Genomic DNA, 1013 nt, shown 5'->3' with positions numbered 1-1013 from the left:
TAAAATGGAAAACCAAAGATGCTATGGGTTATCATAGTTATAAAACAGCTTATAATACCATTCGAGGGATTGAGACAATCAATATGTTATTCAAGGGGCAGCTTTATCACTTACTTAAGAGCTCTGCTATAAATATTAAATACTTTGTTGAAAGGCAATTTAACTTACCTACCCCTGCTTATATTTTCTAAAAAACCTCATAAAATTTTATAACTTCTTCCTTCAATTTTATTCTTTGCAACACAACCATATTAACTGATTTTAATAGCCGTGTAATAGTGACATCACGTCCGACAAGTAGGATCAGGCAAATAGGGGGTGTACCGATTAATATTGATGAAGAACTGGAGAACATAGGGTTCACAAGTGAAAACATAAAGAGCTATATAAGCAAGTTCATGCCCTCAAATAAGAGTGGTGAGATAATAAGGTTTTTAGAAAGCAATAAAGGAATATGGGGAATAGCACATATACCGATCAACCTGGAGTTAATATGTTATGCATGGGAGGATTTAAGCAGGGAAAAGAACTATACGATGAGTAAGCTGTATAAAGAAATAAGCAGTAAATTATTAAGAAGATATTTAACCAAAGGAAAGAATAAAGAGTTTCTAAGTGAAGAAGCTGAAGAGATAGCGTTAGACGAATGGGAGGAATGTGAGGAAATAGTATCCAAGTTAGAAGAACTGGCGATAGAAGGAATGAAGGGGAATGAAATAGTAATAGGTAAGGAAATAGTAACACGAGTATTAGGGAGAAATACTAAAGAGGTACTTAAGACCGGAATAATAAAAAATATGGGAGAAGATGTACATTTCTTACATTTAACCTTCCAGGAATATTTTGCGGCAAGGTATATTGCAGGAAGCTTAGAAGAAGTAGGTAGTGATAGATACAAGGAAGCAGTTGAATTAATAAGGGAGCATAAATATACGCCGTATTATGAGGTTATGTGGTGGTATGTAGCAGGAGTATTGTATGACAGATGTAAGGGAGCAGGTAATTACAGTGCT

The 1013-nt window shown here is 34.6% G+C and carries 2 protein-coding genes; both read left to right on the top strand.

Annotated features, from left to right (window positions below; all coding sequences use genetic code 11):
- On the top strand, positions 1-191 hold a 191-nt coding region (locus tag NF27_RS12620), incomplete at its 5' end, for a hypothetical protein (protein WP_039454516.1).
- A gap of 87 nt (positions 192-278) precedes the next feature.
- Positions 279-1013 (top strand): NACHT domain-containing protein (locus tag NF27_RS09385; protein ID WP_039454639.1); only part of this gene is annotated, 735 nt, incomplete at its 3' end.

The sequence above is a fragment of the Candidatus Jidaibacter acanthamoeba genome, assembly GCF_000815465.1.
GTDB classification, from domain to species: Bacteria; Pseudomonadota; Alphaproteobacteria; order Rickettsiales; family Midichloriaceae; genus Jidaibacter; species Jidaibacter acanthamoebae.
The sequence above is the reverse complement of the archived record's forward strand: the minus strand, read 5'-3'. Positions and strand labels throughout refer to the sequence as shown.